This window comes from Streptomyces sp. NPDC028368 (assembly GCF_055565615.1).
Map to the genome: position 1 here is coordinate 109,616 of NZ_JBVHTY010000020.1, position 13,022 is coordinate 122,637.

General features: G+C 71.2%; 12 protein-coding genes and 3 tRNA genes. 11 read left to right on the forward strand and 4 right to left on the reverse strand.

What is annotated here, in order from left to right; all coding sequences use genetic code 11:
• Positions 1-23 precede the first annotated feature (23 nt).
• The 8 genes from ACZ4S3_RS34610 to ACZ4S3_RS34645 all read left to right on the forward strand — a co-directional run bounded on the left by ACZ4S3_RS34610 (position 24) and on the right by ACZ4S3_RS34645 (position 8,394).
• Positions 24-566 carry a 4Fe-4S binding protein gene (locus tag ACZ4S3_RS34610; RefSeq protein WP_467941846.1) on the forward strand — a complete coding sequence of 181 codons (543 nt, stop codon included), beginning with the start codon at positions 24-26 and terminating at the stop codon, positions 564-566.
• Complete coding sequence (locus ACZ4S3_RS34615; RefSeq protein ID WP_467941761.1) at positions 563-1,177, forward strand: NADH-quinone oxidoreductase subunit J family protein; 615 nt, start codon at positions 563-565, stop codon at positions 1,175-1,177. The genes ACZ4S3_RS34610 and ACZ4S3_RS34615 overlap by 4 nt, the downstream gene beginning before the upstream one ends.
• A complete protein-coding gene (gene nuoK / locus ACZ4S3_RS34620; RefSeq protein WP_467941763.1) occupies positions 1,177-1,545 on the forward strand; it encodes an NADH-quinone oxidoreductase subunit NuoK in 369 nt (122 codons plus the stop codon). Before ACZ4S3_RS34615 ends, nuoK begins: the two co-directional genes overlap by 1 nt.
• Positions 1,542-3,539, forward strand: coding sequence for an NADH-quinone oxidoreductase subunit 5 family protein (locus tag ACZ4S3_RS34625; RefSeq protein ID WP_467941765.1), 1,998 nt, complete (start codon positions 1,542-1,544; stop codon positions 3,537-3,539). The genes nuoK and ACZ4S3_RS34625 overlap by 4 nt, the downstream gene beginning before the upstream one ends.
• 114 nt (positions 3,540-3,653) lie before the next feature.
• A complete protein-coding gene (locus ACZ4S3_RS34630) occupies positions 3,654-5,249 on the forward strand; it encodes a complex I subunit 4 family protein (RefSeq protein ID WP_467941847.1) in 1,596 nt (531 codons plus the stop codon).
• Positions 5,249-6,787 carry an NADH-quinone oxidoreductase subunit N gene (locus ACZ4S3_RS34635; protein ID WP_467941767.1) on the forward strand — a complete coding sequence of 513 codons (1,539 nt, stop codon included), beginning with the start codon at positions 5,249-5,251 and terminating at the stop codon, positions 6,785-6,787. Before ACZ4S3_RS34630 ends, ACZ4S3_RS34635 begins: the two co-directional genes overlap by 1 nt.
• A 250-nt stretch (positions 6,788-7,037) precedes the next feature.
• Positions 7,038-7,901 (forward strand): zinc metalloprotease HtpX, encoded by an 864-nt coding sequence (gene htpX, locus ACZ4S3_RS34640; protein WP_467941769.1) that lies wholly within the window; start codon positions 7,038-7,040, stop codon positions 7,899-7,901.
• Positions 7,902-8,001: 100 nt separating this feature from the next.
• Complete coding sequence (locus ACZ4S3_RS34645; protein WP_467941771.1) at positions 8,002-8,394, forward strand: YccF domain-containing protein; 393 nt, start codon at positions 8,002-8,004, stop codon at positions 8,392-8,394.
• 15 nt (positions 8,395-8,409) lie between these two features.
• On the opposite strand, the gene ACZ4S3_RS34650 is transcribed toward ACZ4S3_RS34645, so the two are convergent.
• Both ACZ4S3_RS34650 and ACZ4S3_RS34655 read right to left on the reverse strand, forming a co-directional pair.
• Positions 8,410-9,138 (reverse strand): antibiotic biosynthesis monooxygenase, encoded by a 729-nt coding sequence (locus ACZ4S3_RS34650; RefSeq protein WP_467941773.1) that lies wholly within the window; start codon positions 9,136-9,138, stop codon positions 8,410-8,412.
• Positions 9,139-9,271: 133 nt separating this feature from the next.
• Positions 9,272-9,760, reverse strand: coding sequence for a YajQ family cyclic di-GMP-binding protein (locus tag ACZ4S3_RS34655; protein ID WP_467941775.1), 489 nt, complete (start codon positions 9,758-9,760; stop codon positions 9,272-9,274).
• 189 nt (positions 9,761-9,949) lie between these two features.
• Between ACZ4S3_RS34655 and ACZ4S3_RS34660 the strand changes: the two genes are divergently transcribed.
• Positions 9,950-10,031: transfer RNA gene (locus ACZ4S3_RS34660), tRNA-Tyr, on the forward strand.
• 547 nt (positions 10,032-10,578) lie between these two features.
• Here ACZ4S3_RS34660 and ACZ4S3_RS34665 read toward each other — a convergent pair.
• Both ACZ4S3_RS34665 and ACZ4S3_RS34670 read right to left on the reverse strand, forming a co-directional pair.
• Positions 10,579-11,241 (reverse strand): NAD(P)H-binding protein, encoded by a 663-nt coding sequence (locus ACZ4S3_RS34665; RefSeq protein WP_467941777.1) that lies wholly within the window; start codon positions 11,239-11,241, stop codon positions 10,579-10,581.
• Between the two features lie 65 nt (positions 11,242-11,306).
• Positions 11,307-12,578, reverse strand: a complete 1,272-nt coding sequence (locus tag ACZ4S3_RS34670) for an amidohydrolase family protein (RefSeq protein WP_467941779.1) — start codon at positions 12,576-12,578, stop codon at positions 11,307-11,309.
• A gap of 184 nt (positions 12,579-12,762) precedes the next feature.
• On the opposite strand from ACZ4S3_RS34670, the gene ACZ4S3_RS34675 reads away from it, so the two are divergent.
• Together ACZ4S3_RS34675 and ACZ4S3_RS34680 are read left to right on the forward strand one after the other, a co-directional pair.
• Positions 12,763-12,835 (forward strand) — tRNA-Thr (locus ACZ4S3_RS34675).
• Positions 12,836-12,881: 46 nt separating this feature from the next.
• Positions 12,882-12,954 (forward strand) — tRNA-Met (locus ACZ4S3_RS34680).
• The last annotated feature ends 68 nt before the right edge of the window (positions 12,955-13,022 follow it).

A 13,022-nucleotide genomic window follows, 5' to 3' on the forward strand; every position in this document is an offset into this window, starting at 1 on the left:
GCCTGGCCGTCACCCTGCGCACGATGACGCGGAAGTCCGTCACCGCGCAGTACCCGGACGTCCAGCCCGACCTCGCACCGCGCACCCGCGGCGTCATCGGGCTGTTCGAGGAGAACTGCACGGTCTGCATGCTGTGCGCCCGCGAGTGCCCGGACTGGTGCATCTACATCGACTCCCACAAGGAGACGGTGCCGCCCGCCGCCCCCGGTGGGCGCGAGCGCAGCCGTAATGTGCTGGACCGCTTCGCGATCGACTTCGCGCTGTGCATGTACTGCGGCATCTGCATCGAGGTCTGCCCGTTCGATGCGCTCTTCTGGTCGCCGGAATTCGAGTACGCCGAGACGGACATCCGCGAGCTGACGCATGAGCGCGACAGGCTCCGCGAGTGGATGTGGACGGTCCCCGAGCCGCCCGCGCTCGACCCGGCGGCCGAGGAGCCCAAGGAGATCGCCGCCGCCCGCAAGACCGCGGACAAGCTCGCCGCCCAGCAGGCGGCCGAGGCCCAGCAGGCGGCCGAGGCCGCGGCCCAGGACCAGGCCCAGGACACCAAGGAGGAGGGAACGTGACGCTCGCCGCCACCGCCGCAAGCCACGGCTTCCTCTCACCCACCGGTGTCGAGATCGCCTTCCTCCTGGTCGGCATCGCGACCCTCGGCGCGGCCGTCATCACCGTCACCACCAAGCAGCTGGTGCACGCCGCCCTCTGGCTGGTCGTCGCCCTCGGCGGGATCGCCGTCGAGTACCTCCTGCTGACCGCCGAGTTCATCGCCTGGGTGCAGGTGCTGATCTACGTCGGTTCCGTGGTCGTCCTCCTGCTCTTCGGGCTGATGCTCACCAAGGCGCCCATCGGCCGTTCCCCGGACGCCGATTCCGGCAACCGCTGGGCCGCGCTCGTGGTGGCCGTCGCCGCGGCCGGCGCGCTGGTCTGGGTCGTCGTGGATGCGTTCCGGGCCACCTGGATCACTTTCGACGGCGCCGCACAGGGCTCCACCGAGGCCTCCGGGCGCAGCCTCTTCCAGTACTGGGTGCTGCCCTTCGAGGCGCTGTCCGTACTGCTGCTCGCCGCGCTCGTCGGGGCGATCGTGCTGTCCCGGCGGACCGGTGAGGCGGGCGCCAAGGGTGCCGTGTCCGCCGTACGCGCCGGCTCCGCCGCCGGCCCGCGAGAGGACCAGCGCTGATGCATCTCGCCTATCCGGCCGTCCTCGCCGTCCTCCTCTTCTGCACCGGTCTGTACGGCGTGCTCGCCCGCCGCAACGCGATCCTGGTGCTGATGTCCGTCGAGCTGATGCTCAACGCCGTCAACCTCAACCTCGTCGCCTTCGACGTCTGGCTGCGCGACACCCTGCACGCCGGCCAGGCGCTGACCCTTTTCACCATCGCCGTCGCCGCCGCCGAGATCGGCATCGGCCTGGCGATCGTGCTGCTCGTGTACCGCAACCGCGGCAGCTCCGACATCGACCGGCTCCGTGACCTCGCGGAGCGGCCGGACGGTGCGGGCCCCGACGGGCAGCCACAGCCGGACACCAAGGCGGAGGCCCCCGCGTGACGCTCACGACCACCGCCGTCCTCGTCCCCCTCCTGCCCTTCCTCGGAGCCATCGCAGGCCTCCTCCTCGGACGCCGCACGCCCGGCTTCGTCCGCCCGCTGGCCGTCCTGCCGACGCTCGCCGCGGCGGCGCTCGCCATCAGCGTCGCCGTCGAGCAAGGCGGCGGACCGGCCACCGACGTCGCCACCCAGCTCACCCCGACCGGCTCGATCCCCATCGACCTGGCCCTGCACATCGACGGCTTCGCCGCGCTGATCGCCGTCCTGGTCGGCGTCGTGGCGACCTGTGTGCAGATCTACTCCACCGGCTATCTGCGCGACGATCCGCGCTACCCCTCCTACGCCGCGCTGGTCTCGCTCTTCACCTCCGCGATGCTGCTCGTCGTCTACACCGGCGACCTGATGGTGCTGCTGGTCGGCTGGGAAGTCATGGGCATCTGCTCGTATTTCCTCGTCGGCCACTACTGGGAGACCGAGGCCGCCCGCGCCGCCTCCCTCAAGGCCTTCCTCGTCACCAAGCTCGGTGATGTCCCCTTCCTCTTCGGCATCTTCGCGCTGGCCGCCGACGCCGGTACGTTCCGGATCACCGGCATCCTCGGCCACGTCGCCGCCGGGGGACTGGACCACCCGACGCTGATCGCGCTGCTGCTGCTGGCCGGCGTCGCGGGCAAGTCCGCGCAGTTCCCGCTGCACACCTGGCTCCCGGACGCGATGGCCGGCCCGACGCCCGTCTCGGCGCTCATCCACGCCGCGACGATGGTGGCCGCCGGTGTCTATGTCGTGGCCCGGCTCCTCCCCGTCTTCGCCGCCTCCGCGGCCGCGCTGGTCGTGCTCGCCGTCATGGCCGCGATCACCATGGTCGGCTCCGGTCTGGCCGCGCTCGCCCAGGACGACATCAAGCGCGTACTGGCCTATTCGACGGTCGGTCAGCTCGGCTACATGACCGGCGCGCTGGCCGTCGGCGACCGCGGTGCCGCCGTCTTCCACCTCCTTACGCACGGCGCGTTCAAGGCCCTGCTCTTCCTCGGCGCGGGCGTGATCATCCACGCCGCGGGGACGAACTCGCTGGCCGCCATGTCCCGGATGAGCGGCCTGGCCCGGCGCATCCCGGACGCCTACTGGACCGTCACCGTCGCGCTGCTCGCGCTCGCCGCGATCCCGCCGTTCGCCGGCTTCTTCTCCAAGGAAGCCGTCCTGGGCGCCGCCGAGCACGCCGCCACCGGTGACGCGCACGGTATTCCCGGCGCGGCCGGCTGGACCGTACTGATCTCCGGACTGCTCACCGCTCTCCTCACCGCGAGCTACGCCACCCGCCTGTGGCTGCTCGCCTTCAAGGGCAAGGGCACCGAGGTCCCCGACCACGGCCCCCAGCCCATCGTCATGAACGCCATGCTGTGGGTCCTGTTCCTCCCCACCGTCGCGCTCGGCCTGGCGGGCCCCTATCTGCCCGACTGGTTCGACGGGCGCTCGCTCACCCCCGAGCTCACCACCTCCGTCCTGGGCACCGGCGTCGCTCTCGTCGGCGGCCTGGTCACCTACGCGACCTGGCGCCACACCAGCGCCCTCGCGGCCCGCGTCCCCCTCGGCGCGGTCGCCGTCGCCCCGGACGCCACGCCCGCCCTCGCCGAGGAGCTGGCCATCGAGAGCCACGCCCCCGCCTACGGTGACGTCGCCGGCGCCCCGGACCCGGCCGACCCCGGCCGGGTTCTCCTCGGCCCGCTCCACCGCCACGCGGCCGTTGGCTTCCATCTCGACGCCGTCTACTCCGCGCTGTTCGTCCGGCCCGTACGCGCCGCCGCCACGCTCGTCCGCTTCCTCGACCGCGAGGTCGTCGACACCTACGTGCGCGGTGCGGGCGCCGCCCCCCGCTGGCTGGGCGCCGCCGTCCGCCGCGCCCAGACCGGCAACGTGCAGACCTACCTCGGCGCGCTGCTCGCGGGCTCGCTCGTCCTGGCCGTCGCCGCTGTCCTCGTCGCTACGGGCACGGGAGCCTGACCGATGCCGTACACGCCCGGGGCACGCGCCCCGCACCGCCGACCCACACTCCTCGCGGCCGAGCTCGCCGGAGCCGAAACCCTGAGGAGGGCCTGACCCGTGAACCCCACCGCTCTGCAATTCCTCCTCGCGGCGCTCATCGTGCTCCCCCTTCTGGGCGCGGCCGCCGCCCTGCTCCCCGCCCCGCCCGGCCTCCGCGGCCGCAACCCCGACCAGGCCGTACTGCGCCACGGCGTGACCGTCACCGGCGTCGTCCTCGCCGCCGCCCTCGCGCTGGCCATCGGCTTCGACCACGACCACCCGGCCCGTATGCAGGCCACCACCGACATCAGCTGGATCCCGGCGCTCGACATCCGCATCCATCTCGGCGTCGACGGCATCTCGCTCCCCCTTGTCGTCCTGACCGCGCTGCTGACCTTCCTCTGCGCGCTCTACAGCTACTTCAAGATGCCAACGGGCCCGTCACCCAAGGCATTTGTGGCCCTGCTGCTCACCCTTGAGGCAGGCACCCTCGCCGCCTTCGCCGTCCTCGACCTGATGCTGTTCTTCCTCGCCTTCGAGATGGTCCTCATCCCGATGTACTTCCTCATCGCCCGCTGGGGCGGCGCCGGGAAGCAGGCGGCGGCCTGGAAGTTCATCCTCTACACGCTGCTCGGCTCGGTCGTGATGCTGCTCGGCCTCCTCCTCATCGGCGTGAAATCCGGCACGTTCGACATGGTCGCACTGGCCACTGACAACGGTCCGAAAGCCCAGCTCAGCCATACAGTTCAGCTTCTGGCGGTGCTCGCCATCGGCATCGGACTGGCCGTCAAGGCCCCGATGTGGCCGCTGCACAGCTGGCTGCCGGACGCGCACACCGCGGCCCCCACCGTCGGCTCCGTGCTGCTGGCCGGCGTCCTGCTGAAGATGGGCACGTACGGGTTCGTCCGCATCGCGCTGCCGATCACGCCCGAAGGCATGCACACCTTCGCGCCGTACCTCGCCGCGTTCGCCGCCATCGGCATCATCTACGGATCCCTCGCCTGCCTCGCCCTCGTCCGCAAGGGCGCCAAGGGCGACCTCAAGCGGCTGATCGCGTACAGCTCCGTCGGCCACATGGGATTCGTCCTGCTCGGCATCGCGAGCATGACCCCCACCGGCGTCAACGGCGCGCTGTTCGCCAACATCGCCCACGGCCTGATCACCGGCCTGCTGTTCTTCCTGGTCGGCGCCCTCAAGGACCGCACCGGCAGCACCGACCTCGACACCCTCGCGGGCAGCACCGGCGCCGCCCTGTACGGCAAGGCCCCCCGCTTCGGCGGACTCCTCGCCTTCGCGGCCGTCGCCTCGCTCGGCATCCCCGGACTCGCCGGCTTCTGGGGCGAGATGCTCGCGATGTTCGGCGCCTTCCGCCCCGCCGCGGGCCTCAGCCGCCCCGCCTTCCTGACCTTCATGGTCCTGGCCGGCCTCGGCACCCTGCTGACCGCCGCCTACCTGCTGCTCGTCGTCCGCCGCATCTGCATGGGCGGCCACCTGGTCGCCGAGGCGGCACCCGGCGAAGAGCCGGTGTCCATGGAAACGCCCGTGCCCGTCATCCCCGACATCGCGCGCCATGAATACGCGGCCTGGACCCCCCTCGCCGTTCTCACCGTCCTCGCCGGACTGTGGCCCGCGGCCCTCCTCGGCCTCACGAACCCGGCCGTCCAGCAGCTCCTCGGAGGCGGTAAGTGATGAGCTCGGTCACCTCTCTGGTCCAGTCCGTCGACTGGCTCGCCGTCGCGCCGCCCACCATCGCCGCGGCCGTCGCCCTGGTGGTGCTCGTCGCCGACCTCTTCCTGCCCGCCACCAGGAAGCCGCTGCTCGGCTGGGTGGCGACCGCCGGCCTCGCGCTGGCCGCCCTCTCCCTGCTCCCCCTCCTGAACGGCGACCGCCGCACCTTCTGCCTCACCGGTCACCCGGACGTCTGCAGTTACGTGGCCGATCCGTTCGCCCTCGTCATCCAGTTCCTGGTGCTGGCCGGGGCGCTGCTGACCGCCCTGCTGTCCATCGACACCATCAAGGACCACGACCTGCCCACCGGCGAGTACTGGTTCCTGCTGCTCTCCTCGGCGGCCGGCGCCGCCCTGCTGCCCGCCTCCCGGGACCTCGCCACCTTGGTCATCGCCCTCGAAGTGGCCTCGCTGCCCGCCTTCGCGCTGGTCGGGCTGCGACGCGGCGACCGGCTCTCCTCCGAGGCGGCGCTCAAGTTCTTCCTCTCCTCGGTGGCCGCTACCGCCGTGATGCTGCTCGGCGTGAGCTTCCTGTACGCCGCCACCGGAAGCCTGCACCTCTCCCGGGTGGCGCACACCCTCACCGACCTGCCCGACCCCCGGCTCGCGACACTTGCCACCGTGGGCGTCGCGCTCACCCTGGTCGGCTTCGCCTTCAAGACCGCGGCCGTCCCGTTCCACTTCTGGGTGCCCGACACCTACGTCGGCGCGCCGCTGCCGATCGCCGCGTACCTCTCCGTGATCGGCAAGGCCGTCGGCTTCTCCGGCCTGATCCTCGTCACGGTCCAGGGCTTCCCCTCGTACGCGAACGTCTGGGGCCCGGCGCTGGCCGTCCTGGCCGCGCTCACCATGACCGTCGGCAATGTCGCCGCGCTCCGCCAGGACCCGCGCCGCGCGCACAGCGCCGTACGCCTGCTCGCCTGGTCCTCGGTCGGCCAGGCCGGCTACCTCCTGGTCCCCATCGCGGCGGCCGGCTACAGCGACAACCCGGCGCACGCCATCGGCTCCACCGTCGCCTACGCCCTGATGTACGGCGCGGTGAACCTCGGCGCCTTCGCCATCGCCGCCCTGGTGGCCCGTACCAGCCCCGCCAACCGCATCACCGACTACCGGGGCCTGTACGCCCGGCGTCCCCTGGCGGCGCTCGCCCTCGGCTTCTTCCTGCTCTGCCTCGCGGGTCTGCCGCCGGGCATCATCGGCCTCTTCGCCAAGGTGACGGTGTTCTCCGCGGCGGTCGACGCGGGCCTGGCCTGGCTCGCCGTCGTCATGGCCATCAATGTCGTGATCGCGCTCTACTACTACCTCCAGTGGACCGCGATCCTCTTCCGGGGCGCCGAGGCCACCGAGTCCACCGAGGCCACGCCCGCGGGCCGGCCCGTGCCGCACGCCAGGATCCCGGCCGCCCTCACCACCGCCATCGCCCTCGCCACGGCCCTGGGCATCGCCCTCTCCGGCGCCCCCCAGCTCGTCCTGCGCTTCGCCTCCGGGGCGCTCCTCTAGCCGTATCGCCGGCCGTATCCACGGCCGTATCTCCGGTCGTACGGGGGTCCAGGCGTCCTCCGAGGCCTCGCCGCACCCCGTACGGCCGTAAGGCCCCACCGGGCGCCCTCCCGTACCCCGCCCGGCGCCGCCGCGCGTGCACCGGGGAACCAGCCCTCGCCATCTCGCGTTGACCAGTGAGTAAGGGTCCACTGGAGAGTGGAGAAACGCAGCACAGGGTTCCCCTGCCGCACCGCTTGGAGGGCGTACCGTGCACCGCCGGCACAACGGGCTAAGGACCGCTGTACTCCTCGGAGGACTGTCCGCGCTCATCATCGTCATCGGCAGCCTTTTCGGCCGTACGGGCCTGATCATCGCCGTTCTCGTCGCCCTGGGCACCAACGCCTACGCGTACTGGAACAGCGACAAACTCGCCCTCAGGGCCATGCGCGCCCGCCCCGTCAGCGAATTCGAGGCCCCGCAGCTCTACCGCATGGTCCGCGAGCTCTCGACGGCCGCCCGCCGGCCCATGCCGCGCCTGTACATCTCCCCGACCCAGGCCCCCAACGCCTTTGCCACCGGCCGCAACCCCCGCAACGCCGCCGTCTGCTGCACCGACGGCATCCTCCAGCTCCTCGACGAACGCGAACTGCGCGGCGTCATCGGCCATGAGCTCAGCCACGTCTACAACCGCGACATCCTCATCTCCTCCGTCGCGGGCGCGCTGGCCTCCGTCGTGATGTTCCTCGTCAACTTCGCCTGGCTGATCCCCATAGGACGGTCGGAGGACGACGAGGGCCCCGGCCTTCTGGGCATACTGCTGATCATGATCCTCGGCCCGGTGGCGGCCTCGCTCATCCAGCTGGCCGTCAGCCGCTCCCGCGAGTACCAGGCGGACGCCTCCGGGGCCCAGCTCACCGGCGACCCGCTGGCCCTCGCCTCGGCCCTGCGTAAGCTGGAAGTGGGCACCCAGCAGCTGCCGCTCCCGCCCGAGCCGCGGATCGAGACCGCCAGTCACATGATGATCGCCAACCCATTCCGGCCGGGCGAGGGACTGTCCAAGCTGTTCTCCACCCACCCCCCGATGTGCGAACGCATCACCCGCCTCGAAGAGATGGCGGGCCACCGCCCCTGACGGGTGCCGATCCCGCGCAACGTTTCGGCACACTCCGTGCGTCTATCAGGGCAGACACATTCTCGAGCGCACTTTCGAGTGCCGTGGAAGGCTGCCGATCATGAAGCTCATCCTCAACGTCATCTGGCTCGTCCTGAGCGGCTTCTGGCTGGCGATCGGCTATGTCATCGCGGGCATCATCTGCTGCGTCCTGATCATCACCATCCCCTTCGGCATCGCCTCCTTCCGCATCGCGGGCTACGCCCTGTGGCCGTTCGGCCGCACCACGGTCGAACGGCGCGACGCCGGCGCCGGATCGGCGATCGCCAACATCATCTGGATCGTCTTCGCGGGCTGGTGGCTGGCCCTGGGCCACATCGTCACCGGCATCGCCCAGTGCGTGACGATCATCGGCATCCCCCTGGGCATCGCCAACTTCAAGATGATCCCGATCTCCCTGATGCCCCTCGGCCGCGAGATCGTCCCCACCGACCAGCCGTTCGCCACCCGCTGACGGCCCCGGCCGCCCTCACCGCCGTACGAGCCCGCGAGGTCCCACGAACCGCTTGAACCCCAGCGGCTGCACGCCCTCCAGGCTCGCGATGAAGCCCATCACCGCCCCGTCGCCCTGCAGTGCGGCCTCGACCTGGCGCTGATGGGCCTCCGCGCGCGTCCACTCGCTGTAATTGACGACCTGGCGCCCGTCCTCGCTGATGTGGAAGTGGGAGCCGAACGCGCCGTCGCCGCCCTGGCGGCCGTCGAACATGTCCATCAGGCCGTCGACGAGCCGCCGGGCCGCGTCGTGCCCCGACGTCCGGAAGGCGACCCGTACGACGCAGCCCGGCGTGCCCGGCACTCCCTCGGCCAGCAGGCTGCGGTACAGCCGGAAGCGGCCCGGCCCCGTATTGCCGACGTCCCCGACGCTGTCCAGGGCCGCCGCGATCCGCTCGCGCAGCCCGGTGTCCTCGGTCCGTACGAACTCCTGGTGCGCCGCATCGCTGGTCCACTGCGCGTAATTGAGGACGCTCGAGCCGTCCGTCCCGGTGAACAGCACCCGCGAGAGAAAGCCCGCCGGCAGCGGGGTCCGTGCCCAGGCGCGAGCCACGCCCTCCACGACGGCCCGTTGGCCCTCGGGGCCGCCCGCGTCCCACTCACTGATCAGTACGGCGCCGACATCCGGCCGCCGGATCTCGGGGAACGCGTCCGTCAGGAACTCACGGTGCGTGCTCGGCCGGTGCGTGCTCTGCTGTGATGTCATGGCATCACCCTGCAACCTCAACCAAAATTGAGGTCAAGTCCCGCAGGGAGGCCCGGAACCTTCCCCGGGAACACCGGTGGGGCGGCACGCCGAAGCGTGTCGCCCCATCCACGGGCACCCGAAAACCGGATCCCTACCGGTAGTTCACAAACTGAACGGCGAAGTCCAGGTCCTTGCCCTTCAGCAGCTGTTGCACCGCCTGCAGGTCATCCCGGCTCTTCGAGCTGACCCGCAGCTCATCGCCCTGCACCTGCGCCTTGACGCCCTTCGGGCCCTCATCGCGGATGATCTTGGCGACCTTCTTGGCGTTGTCCTGCGAGATCCCCTCCTCGATCGAGGCGAAGATCTTGTACTCCTTGCCCGAGGCCTGCGGCTCGCCGGCGTCCAGCGCCTTCAGCGAGATCCCGCGCTTGACCAGCTTGGACTGGAAGATGTCGAGTACGGCCTTCACGCGCTCCTCGGCGTTGGCCCGCATCTCGATCTTCTCGCCCGACCACTCGATCGAAGCACCCACGCCCTTGAAGTCGTAGCGCTGCGAGATCTCCTTGGCGGCCTGGTTGAGGGCGTTGTCGACCTCCTGCCGCTCGACCTTCGAGACGATGTCGAAACTGGAGTCGGCCATGTTGAGTTGGCTCCTCGTACGTAGATCCGTCAGGGGTACGGCCCATCCCGGACCGCCAGCCAAGCCTAGCCACCCGTCCAAGATCCAGCGCTTCGGAATCGGGTGGCGAACCACCCCCAGCCATCGGGTATGGTTTACGTCGTTGCCACAGAGCACCGCCCCACAGCGGATCTCCCGGCAGCAAACCCTGGCGGTGTGCCCGAGCGGCCAAAGGGAGCAGACTGTAAATCTGCCGGCTTCGCCTTCCCAGGTTCGAATCCTGGCGCCGCCACAGGTGTAAAGGGGCCCGGATCGTAGCAATACGATCCGGGCCCCTTTCGTATGCCCGGAACCTCACGGACTGTGGACGACGTGGCTCAGGCCGCAGGAGGCGAGATCGTACGCCGCAGCCCGCTGACGCCTGGGCTCCACGCCTGACATTCTGATGGGCGGTTGCATGCGGCGGATACTTCGTGCAACGCGATGACGGCCGGGGGTGTCCGTGGGTCTGTGGATATTCGCGCTGATGGGGGCCGCCGGGGGGGGCTGCTTCCGGGGCTTGTCGACTTCCACAGCCGTCTTCAGCAGTGGCGCACCGCGTACCAGCAGCACGGCCAAGCCGCCACCACCGCCCCCGCGACCGGAGCACCTCCTGGCTGCCGCTCGGCCGGACCTTCCACGTCACGGTCTGCGCGGTGCCGACGCAGAGTCCCGGCCGCAAGGGCACGTGGCAGCGGTACTGCTTCACGTTCGCCGGCCGGGACTTCGGCGACCTCATCAACAAGTAGCGACGGGCCCCGATCCACCGCAGCGCACCCGGGCCCCGGAGCGCTCCGCCGTCAGTGCGCCGCCACGTTCCGCACCGCCTCCGCCACCGGCACATCCCCGCTGATCAGCTCCAACGTCCGCCCCGCGGTGGCCGGTTGGATGAGCAGCTCCGCCAGGACGGCGGCCACATCGTCGCGGGACACCTGGCCGCGGCCGGTCGCATCGGCGAGCGTCACCAGGCCGGTTCCGGGGTCGTTCGTCAGCCCGCCCGGCCGCAGGATCGTCCAGTCGAGGCCGGCGCGGGCCCGTACGTCCGCGTCCGCGGCGCCCTTGGCCCGCAGATACGCCGCGAAGACCGGGTCGGTGCCCTCCGGCGGCTCACGGTCCGCGCCCATCGAGGAGACGACGAGGAAGCGGCGTACGCCCGCCGCCTCGGCCGCGTCCGCGAAGAGTGACGCCGCGCCGCGGTCCACGGTGTCCTTGCGCGTGGCGCCGCTGCCCGGCCCCGCGCCCGCCGCGAAGACGGCCGCATCCGCGTCCTGCAGATGGCGTGCCACATCCTCCACCGTCGCCGACTCCAGATCGCAGACCACCGGTTCGCCGCCCGCGGCCAGCACGTCGCCGGCCTGTTCCGGCCGGCGGATGATGCCCGCGACCTCGTCCCCGCGCCCGGCGAGCAAACGCTCCAGCCGCAGCGCGATCTGACCATGTCCACCTGCGATGACAATGCGCATGAACCCGACCGTACGCCGAAGTGCCCCCGCACACCGCGGGACCCGGCGGTGGGCGCCTCAGTGCGTCAACGCTGCGACTGGCGCGGCAGATCCAGCGCCACTTCCACCGCCGAGTCGCAGTACTCGCGCACCGCACTTGTCCGCGCGACCACCCGGCCCCGGTGCACCACGACGCGGCTGTACGCGAGCGAGAGCACCCCGGCGATCCGCTCACCCCGTACGGCCAGCAGCTCCGCCGGAAAGCCCGCCTCGACCCGCACCTCCGGCAGGCCCAGCGTCGCCCGCGCCGCCGCGCTCACCGTCTCGTACGCGGCTTCGGGCGTGGCCTCCCCGAGGGACGCCAGCAGATACGCGGCCTCCAGAGGGTCGCCGCGCCCCACCGGGTTCGCCACATCCCGCAGCGCCCCGCTGCCCGCCGCGACCCGCACTCCGGCGGCGCGCAGCAGCCGTACCGGGGCCGGCCGGGACACCCGCGAGCCGTGGCGCTCCAGGCCCGTGCAGTCCCCCTGCGGCAGGCAGACGACGGCGACATCGGCGGCGGCGAGCTGTTCGGCGACCCTGGCCGCCACGCTGCGCGGCATCCGGGCCATCCCGGCGCACGGCCCGAGTGCCACCCCGGGGCGCAGCCCGCCGGCCATCGCCGCGAAGCGGGACAGCCGGGCGGGATCGTCACCGTCCGTATGCAGATCCACCGGGCAGCCGTGCTCGCCCGCCACGTCCAGGACCGTCTCGACATACCCGGCCGGATCGGGATCGAGGTCCGGGCAGCCGCCGATGACCGAGGCGCCCATCTTGACGGCGTCCCGCAGCATCGCCAGCCCGTCCGCACCGGCCACCCCGGTCAGCACCCGTGGCACCGCGACCGCCGCCAGATCGGCGAGCCCCCGCAACGACCTGCGGGCCTGCAGCACCGCCTGCAGCGAGCGCAGCCCTTGGACGTCGCCGATCCGGACATGGCTGCGGGAGGCGGTGGCGCCGTGCCCCAGCTGCAGCAGCGCGGCCTCCGTCGTGCGCCGTTGAACGTCCTCGGGGGAGTCGGACGCGGGGCCCTCGGAGTCCGCGGTCAGTGCGGTGTCGCAGTGCGCGTGCGGTTCGGCGGGGGCGGGGAGCAGCAGATAGCCGGCGAGGTCGACGCGGGATCCCTGCGGGGCGAGGCTGCCGGCCGTCCCCACGGCCTCGATGCGCCCGCCGCCGAGTCGTACGTCCACCGTCCGGCCGTCGGCCAACCGGGCGCCGCACAGGACCAACGCGCCCGCGTCCGACCTGGCCTGCCGGCCCTTGTTCGGCTTTCCCCGCTTCCCCGGCTGTGGCTGCTGCGGTGAACTGCTGTCGGACATCGCGCTCCTCGAAGGCACACGGGCGTGCAAGATCACGCAGCGGTGTTCCGAGACTAGGGGGCCGCCGGGAGAGCTTCGCGCAGGCGCGAAATAGTCGTACCGGTGTGGTGTGCGGGGCGGTTGGTGCGCGGCCCGGATACGGATTTCACCTTTGGCTGCGGGCCGTGTAATGTCTTCATCGCTCGCCCCAATAGCTCAGTCGGCAGAGCGTCTCCATGGTAAGGAGAAGGTCTACGGTTCGATTCCGTATTGGGGCTCTGATGTGTGAGGCACCCGCCTTCGGGCGGGTTCCACTCGCATCGCAGCGGTGTAGCTCAGTCGGTAGAGCAAGCGGCTCATAATCGCTGTGTCACCGGTTCAAGTCCGGTCACCGCTACTGACAGTAGCCGATTGTGGGGTCGGTCCTCCGATCGGCTACTCTTTTATGCGTTAATCCGACCACCC